The sequence below is a fragment of the Ilumatobacter sp. genome (assembly GCF_030065885.1).
GTDB lineage: Bacteria > Actinomycetota > Acidimicrobiia > Acidimicrobiales > Ilumatobacteraceae > Ilumatobacter.
Window position 1 is genome coordinate 1 of the sequence record NZ_JASJCS010000177.1, and the last position, 7008, is coordinate 7008.

Here is a 7008-nt window from a genome sequence, read left to right on the forward strand (position 1 = left end):
GTGGTGTTCGACGGCGCCGACGTGGTCGGTGCGGCCGCCGACGGGCGACGGATCGTGCGTGTCGTCTACTCGCCGGCCGACATGATCGCCGACGACGTGATCCGTGACGAGGTGCGGCGGTTGCCCTCGACGCGTCAGGTGGTCGTGGTCACCGGCGACCAGGCGATCGTCACCGACGTCCGGGCGATGGGCGCCAACACGATGTCGAGCGACCAGTTCACCGATCTGATGCACTGATCGGCCGCCGAGGAACGCCCGGCCGTGCCGTGCCGTTCCAGCCGCCACCACGCCCGAGCACGCCGGGCAGGTCGGTGCGTGCCCTCGTCGATTCCGTGGCAGTCGAAGCGACCGAATGCGTCGTTGTTGCTGCCAGGAACGGGCGATCCGGATTCTGTGGCAGTCAACAGGACGGGCGATGTCGTCGATTCCGTGGCAGTCGAAGCGACGGATTGCGTCGTTGTTGCTGCCAGGAACGGGCGATCCGGGTGCTGTGGCAGTCAACAGGACGGGCGATGTCGTGGTGGCTGCCGCAGAGTTCGAGCCGCCACCGACGCAGCATCCGAGCTGTCGCGGTCCAGGATCCCAGGCGCCGGCACGGCTCCTGACAGCCGCCAGCGTGGCACTCCGACGTGACGGTGGTGTTCGGGTTCGGCGGTGGGCCGGCGACTCGGGCGGGCGCGGGCTCGGCCGGTGGGAGTGCTGTTCAGCCGCCGCGGGCCGCGATCTTGGCGCGCTTGGCCAGCCGCTTCGCGGTGCGGCCGATCGGTTCGAGGTTGCGATGGTCGAGATCGCCGAGCTCGCCGCCGTTGTCGAACAGCACGCGGTAGCGCTGCCAGTTGAAGCCGTTCGCCAAGATCACCTTGCCGCCGGTGCCGGCCGGCACGCCGGGCAGGTCCTCGGTGGCCCGCACCTTGTCGCCGATCTTGAGGTCGAGCTGGCCCTCGTGGGGCGACGCGAGCGAATGCGGCTTCCAGAACTGCACGGCGACATTCTGCCGGATCGCGCCGCGAAGATGCACGTTGCCCGCCGGGATCGTCGGCGGCCGGCGCCCTCGACGCCCGGCGGGCGAGTCGCCCCGACGCATCCCCTCGCCGAGCGCAGCGGGTCGGCCGCGGGCCGCCCTGGCCGATCAGCGGCCTTGCGGAGCCCCACCTCGACGGCGCGCCGGTAGGGTTTTCGGCCTGTGAAATCATCGGTCGAACCCCTCGAGGGGAACAAGGTCAAGCTGTACGTCGAGGTCGACGAAGCAGAGTTCGACAAGGACATCGCGCAGGCCTTCCGCACCATCGCCCGCGAGGTCAAGCTGCCAGGGTTCCGCAACGGCAAGGTGCCGAGGCGGGTGCTCGAGGCCCGCATCGGTGTCGGCCCTGCCCGTGATCAGGCGTTGCGAGATGCGATCCCGCAGTACCTCGGCAAGGCGGTGCGCGAGCACGACGTCGACCTGATCGCCACCCCCGAGGTGGAGATCACCGGCGGGCAGGAAGAGGGACTCGTCGAGTTCGAGGCCGAGTGCGAGATCCGACCTGTCATCACCGTGCCCGGCTACGGCGGGTTGCGGATCGAGCTCGACTCGCCGGCGCCCACCGACGACGAGCTCGCCGAGGCGAGGCGGGCCGAGCTGCGCCAGGGCGGCTCGCTCGCCGACGTCGACCGGCCGGCCGAGACGGGCGACTACCTCACGCTCGACCTCGCCGCCGCCCGCAACGGCGAGGAGGTCATGGGCCTCAACACCGAGGACTGGTCCTACGAGCTCGGCCAGGGCTGGGTCGCCGACGACTTCGACGACCATCTCGTCGGCGTCAGCGCCGGCGACGAGCTCACGTTCACCGCCACGCCGAAGGGCACCGACGAGGCCGCCGACTTCAACGTGACGGTCAAGTCGGTGCAGGCCCTCGAGCTGCCCGAGCTGACCGACGAGTGGGTCGCCGACAACACCGGCGAGTTCGACACCGTCGCCGAGTGGGAGGCCTCCATCGTCGAGCAGCTGACCGAGGGCAAGCTCAACCACGTCCGCCAGCGCGTCGTGCCGGCGCTGACCGACGCACTCGTCGGCCTCGTCGACGTCGAGCTGCCCGACTCCATGGTGCAATCCGAGATGCAGCGCCAGGCCGAGAACATGTTCCGCCAGATCCAGTCGCAGGGCATCGACATCGAGGCATGGTTGTCGGCCACCGGGCAGGACGTGCAGCAGATGATCGAGAACACCCGGCCCCAGGCGGAGTCGGCGGTCAAGGCCGACCTCGCGTTGCGCGCCGTCGCCGAGGCCGAGCAGATCGAGGTCGACGACGACGATCTCGAGCGCGAGTACGCCCGCATGGCCATGCAGTTCGGTCAGAAGGCGAAGGACGTACGCCGAGCGTACGAACGCAGCGACTCGGTGCCCGACCTGATGGCGCAGATCCGCAAGTCCAAGGCGATGGACTGGCTGCTGCGGCAGGTCGAGATGGTCGACCACGAGGGGCACGCGATCGATCGTGATCTTGTGCTCGGGCATACTCAAGACGACGAGACCGACGAACACGACGAACACGAACACGACGAGCACGAAACGGAGCCGGACCCGGCATGAACCTCGACGCAACGAACTACCTCGTCCCCAACGTCGTCGAGACGACGAGCCGCGGTGAACGGGCGTACGACCTCTACAGCCGCCTGCTGAAGGACAACATCATCTTCCTGCAGACGCCGATCGACGATCAGATCGCCTCGCTGATCTGCGCGCAGTTGGTCCATCTCGAATCCGAGAACCCCGAGAAGGACATCAACATCTACATCAACAGCCCCGGCGGCGACATCACGGCGCTGTTCGCGATCTACGACACGATGCAGTTCATCCGCAACGACATCGCCACCATCTGCCTCGGGCAGGCGGCGTCGGCGGCAGCGGTGCTGCTCGCGGCCGGCACCAAGGGCAAGCGGCTCGCGCTGCCGCACAGCCGGGTGCTGCTCCACCAGCCCTACGGGCAGGTCGGCTACGGCCAGGTCACCGATCTCGAGTTGGCCGCGAAGGAGATCCTGCGGATGCGCGACCTGCTTGAGCACATCCTCGCCGAGCACACCGGACAGACGCTCGAGCGCATCCACGAAGACACCGACCGCGACTTCGTGATGGAGGCCGACGAGGCGCTCGAGTACGGCATCATCGATTCGGTCATCTCGTCGCGCACCACGGCCGATTCGGGGTCGGCGATTCGCTGATCACGATCACCCGGGGTACCCGGTCGAGCGGCTAGCGTCTCGGAGACGTCGCCCGCAACGACGACAACGACAACCACGACGAAGCGGCGAAAGGGGGCATCACATGGCGAAGTTCGGAGACACCGGTGAGCTCCTCAAGTGCTCGTTCTGTGGCAAGTCCCAGAAGCAGGTCAAGAAGCTGATCGCCGGTCCCGGCGTGTACATCTGCGACGAGTGCATCGATCTCTGCAACGAGATCATCGAAGAGGAGCTGACCGAGGGCGACGAGCTGACCTTCGATCAGCTGCCGAACCCGCGTGAGATCCGTGAGTTCCTCGACGACTACGTCGTCGGGCAGGACGACGCCAAGAAGATCCTCGCGGTGTCGGTCTACAACCACTACAAGCGCATCCAGTACCAGCAGCAAGCCGGCATCGGTCGTCGCGACGACGTCGAGCTGCAGAAGTCGAACATCTTGATGCTCGGCCCGACCGGGTGCGGCAAGACCCACCTCGCCCAGACGCTGGCCCGGATGCTCAACGTGCCGTTCGCCGTCGCCGACGCCACGGCGCTGACCGAGGCCGGCTACGTCGGCGAGGACGTCGAGAACATCCTCCTGAAGCTGATCCAGGCAGCGGACTTCGACACCAAGCGCGCCGAGACCGGCATCGTCTACATCGACGAGATCGACAAGATCGCCCGCAAGAGCGAGAACCCGTCGATCACCCGCGACGTGTCGGGTGAAGGCGTCCAGCAGGCACTGCTCAAGATCCTCGAGGGCACCACGGCGTCGGTCCCGCCGCAGGGTGGCCGCAAGCACCCGCACCAGGAGTTCATCACGATCGACACGACGAACGTGCTGTTCATCCTCGGCGGCGCATTCGCCGGGCTCGAGGAGATCATCGAACAGCGTGTCGGGCAGCAGGGCGTCGGCTTCCACGGCACCGTCAAGTCGAAGAGCGAGCGCGATCCGGGCGAGCTGTTCTCGCAGGTGCTCCCCGAAGACCTCGTCAAGTTCGGCATGATCCCCGAGTTCATCGGGCGGCTCCCGATGGTGGGTGTCGTGCGCTCGCTCGACCGCGAGGCGCTGGTGAAGATCCTGACCGAGCCGAAGAACGCCCTGGTCAAGCAGTATCAGAAGGTGTTCGCGTTCGAGGACGTCGAGCTCGAGTTCTCCGACGACGGCCTCGAGGCGGTCGCGGATCTCGCCATCCTGCGCGGCACCGGCGCCCGTGGGCTCCGGGCGATCCTCGAAGAGGTGCTGCTGAACACCATGTACGACCTGCCGGGTCGCACCGACATCGGCAAGGCCGTCATCGACGCCGAGACCGTCCGCGAGAAGACCAATCCGACGCTGGTGCCTCGCAAGAGCTCGTCCTCCCGTCCGCGGCGGGCAGCCAGCTGAACCCGGCGACGCCGCACAGCCGTCGATGACGATGGACTTCGCCGCCGCGCTCGCGTATCTCGACGATCACGCGTCGTATCACAAGACCGGCCGCATCGAGAGCCCGTCGACCGACCACATCGAGACGCTGTCGGCCGCCATGGGTGACCCGCACCTCGCGCAGCCGGTCATCCACGTGACCGGTACCAACGGCAAGGGCTCGACGGTGCAGATGATCAGCCGGTTGCTGATGGCGCAGGGGCTGACGGTCGGCACGTACACGAGCCCCCACCTCGAACGGATCAACGAGCGCATCAAGCGCAACGGCGAGCCGATCTCGGACGAGGAGTTCGCGGAGCAGATCGCCGGCGTCGCCGATCTGGAGATGATCACCGGCGTGCGCCCGACGTTCTTCGAGGCCGTCACCGCCGCGGGGTTCAGGTGGTTCGCCGACGTCGCCGTCGACGTGGCGGTGGTCGAGGTCGGCATGCTGGGTCGCTGGGACGCGACCAACATCGTCGACGCCGACGTCGCCGTGATCACGAACATCGCCCTCGACCACACCGAGTTCGCCGGCCCCACGCTGCAGGCGATCGCCACCGAGAAGGCCGGCATCATCAAGCCGCGCAGCGCCGCCGTCGTCGGTGCCACCCAGCCCGATCTCGTGCAGATCTTCCGCGACGAGGGCGGAGCGACCACGCTCGTCCGCGGTGACGACTTCGAGACGGTCGACAACTCGCTCGCGATCGGTGGCCGAGCGCTCGACCTCCGCACGCCGACGACCATCTACACCGACGTCTTCCTGCCGCTCCACGGTGCCCATCAGGGCGAGAACGCGGCGATCGCACTCGCCGCCACCGAGACGTTCTTCGCCGCGCCGCTCGCCGAGGACGTCGTGCACGAGGGGTTCGCCAACGTCGAGGTGCCGGGCCGCTTCGAGGTCGTCGGCGTCCAGCCGCTCGTCATCGTCGACGGCGCCCACAACCCGCCGGGCGCCGACGTCAGCGCGTCGGTGTTCTTCGGCGACTTCCAACCCGACGGGCGCCGGATTCTCGTCGTCGGGACACTGCGCGATCCCGGCGAGATGGTGGCCGCGCTGCGGGCCGACGAGTTCGACGTCGTGCACGCCTGCACGGCGCCGTCGCCGCTCGGTGTGCCGGGTGCCGAGGTCGCGAAGGCGGCCCGGGACCTCGGCTGCGACGAGGTCTACGTGCACGACGACGTGGCGACGGCCTGCAGGGCGGCGTTGCAGTACGCAGACGCCGACGACTCCATCCTGGCGACCGGCAGCATCTACGTCGCCGGTGACGCCCGCCCGGCGCTCCGCGCCAGCGTCAACTGAGCCGTGACCGGCCGTGTTCGGCCGTCTCGCCACTCGGGGATCGAGATCGTCGCACGTCCGCTCGGACAGCCGGGCCCCGTACTCGTCAGCGATCCGCGGTCGACGCGTCACGGGCCACGATCGGTGCTCGCTCGAGCCGATCACCGAGGGCGCACTCGGGACGCTTGCCGTCGGCCACCTCGTCGGTCGAACGTCCCCGATCAAGAGCCGGGGGTTGACGGTCGAACGTGTGTTCGGTATGGTGTGGGTTCCGGCTTCGCCGATCGACTCGTTCGAGTCCCCAACCACACCGAAGAGCGATCGGAGAACAGATGCGACATCCGCCTGATGAGGTGTACGCCGAAGTGCGTGTCACCGATCCGGACATGTTGGATGCCGACGGCCTCGCGGGCCATGTCGGCCGGTTGACCGTGTTGCGGGCGTGGCTCGACGCCGAGCAGGTGCGTGCGACCCGAGCCCAGCGGCGTCTGGCCGAGCAGGGTCGGGCGGCCGGTCCGGCGAGCTCGCTGACCCGCGACGGCAAGCAGTCCTCCAAGGACGCCAAGGCCGCAGCCGAGCGCGAAGAGGTGTGCTCGGCGATGCCCGGCTTCGAAGACGCACTGGCCACCGGCGAGGTGTCGGCCGGCCACGTCGACGCGGTCGCCGCGGCGACCCGCAACCTCGACGAGGCCGAGACCGCCGAGTTCGCGGCCGAAGCCGAGTCACTGCTCGGCGACGCTGCCCGGCAAGGCGTCGACGCGTTCGCCCGCAACTGCCGCGACCTCGCCAAGGGCATCCGTGCCCGCCACAACAGCCGGGCCGACGTCGACGAGCTCGAGGCTCAGCGCCGCCAGTCGAAGATCTCGCGCTGGGTCGACAAGCAGACCGGGATGCACAAGACGTTGATCGAGTGCGACCCGGTCACCGACCGCGTGTTCTGGTCGGCGATCCAGCGAGCGCGAGGCACCTTGCGCCGCCGCAACCAACAGCACAGCGCACGGGTCTCGTGGGACCGGCTCACCGTCGACGCCCTCGTCGAAGCCGTGTCGGCGACCGGTGGGAAGGCCCGCACCGGGATGGTCGTGCACATCGACCTGCCAACCCTGACCGGCGGCCGCCACCCCGC

The 7008-nt window shown here is 68.4% G+C and carries 6 protein-coding genes and 1 pseudogene; 6 read left to right on the plus strand and 1 reads right to left on the minus strand.

The features are described from left to right. Positions 1–237: NYN domain-containing protein (locus tag QNJ12_RS22860; RefSeq protein WP_300626297.1), on the plus strand; the 237-nt coding region annotated here is incomplete at its 5' end. A gap of 466 nt (positions 238–703) precedes the next feature. Here QNJ12_RS22860 and QNJ12_RS22865 read toward each other — a convergent pair. After that, positions 704–982, minus strand: coding sequence for a hypothetical protein (locus tag QNJ12_RS22865; RefSeq protein ID WP_300626298.1), 279 nt, complete (start codon positions 980–982; stop codon positions 704–706). Positions 983–1183: 201 nt separating this feature from the next. On the opposite strand from QNJ12_RS22865, the gene tig reads away from it, so the two are divergent. From tig to QNJ12_RS22890, 5 genes and pseudogenes are all read left to right on the plus strand, one after another. Beyond that, positions 1184–2569 (plus strand): trigger factor, encoded by a 1386-nt coding sequence (gene tig / locus QNJ12_RS22870; protein WP_300626300.1) that lies wholly within the window; start codon positions 1184–1186, stop codon positions 2567–2569. Then, a complete protein-coding gene (locus QNJ12_RS22875; RefSeq protein ID WP_300626302.1) occupies positions 2566–3198 on the plus strand; it encodes an ATP-dependent Clp protease proteolytic subunit in 633 nt (210 codons plus the stop codon). Before tig ends, QNJ12_RS22875 begins: the two co-directional genes overlap by 4 nt. Before the next feature lie 103 nt (positions 3199–3301). Next, complete coding sequence (clpX, locus tag QNJ12_RS22880; RefSeq protein WP_300626304.1) at positions 3302–4582, plus strand: ATP-dependent Clp protease ATP-binding subunit ClpX; 1281 nt, start codon at positions 3302–3304, stop codon at positions 4580–4582. A gap of 25 nt (positions 4583–4607) precedes the next feature. Beyond that, a complete protein-coding gene (locus QNJ12_RS22885) occupies positions 4608–5903 on the plus strand; it encodes a Mur ligase family protein (protein WP_300626306.1) in 1296 nt (431 codons plus the stop codon). Positions 5904–6214: 311 nt separating this feature from the next. Then, positions 6215–7008: pseudogene (locus QNJ12_RS22890) on the plus strand (hypothetical protein); the annotation flags it as partial.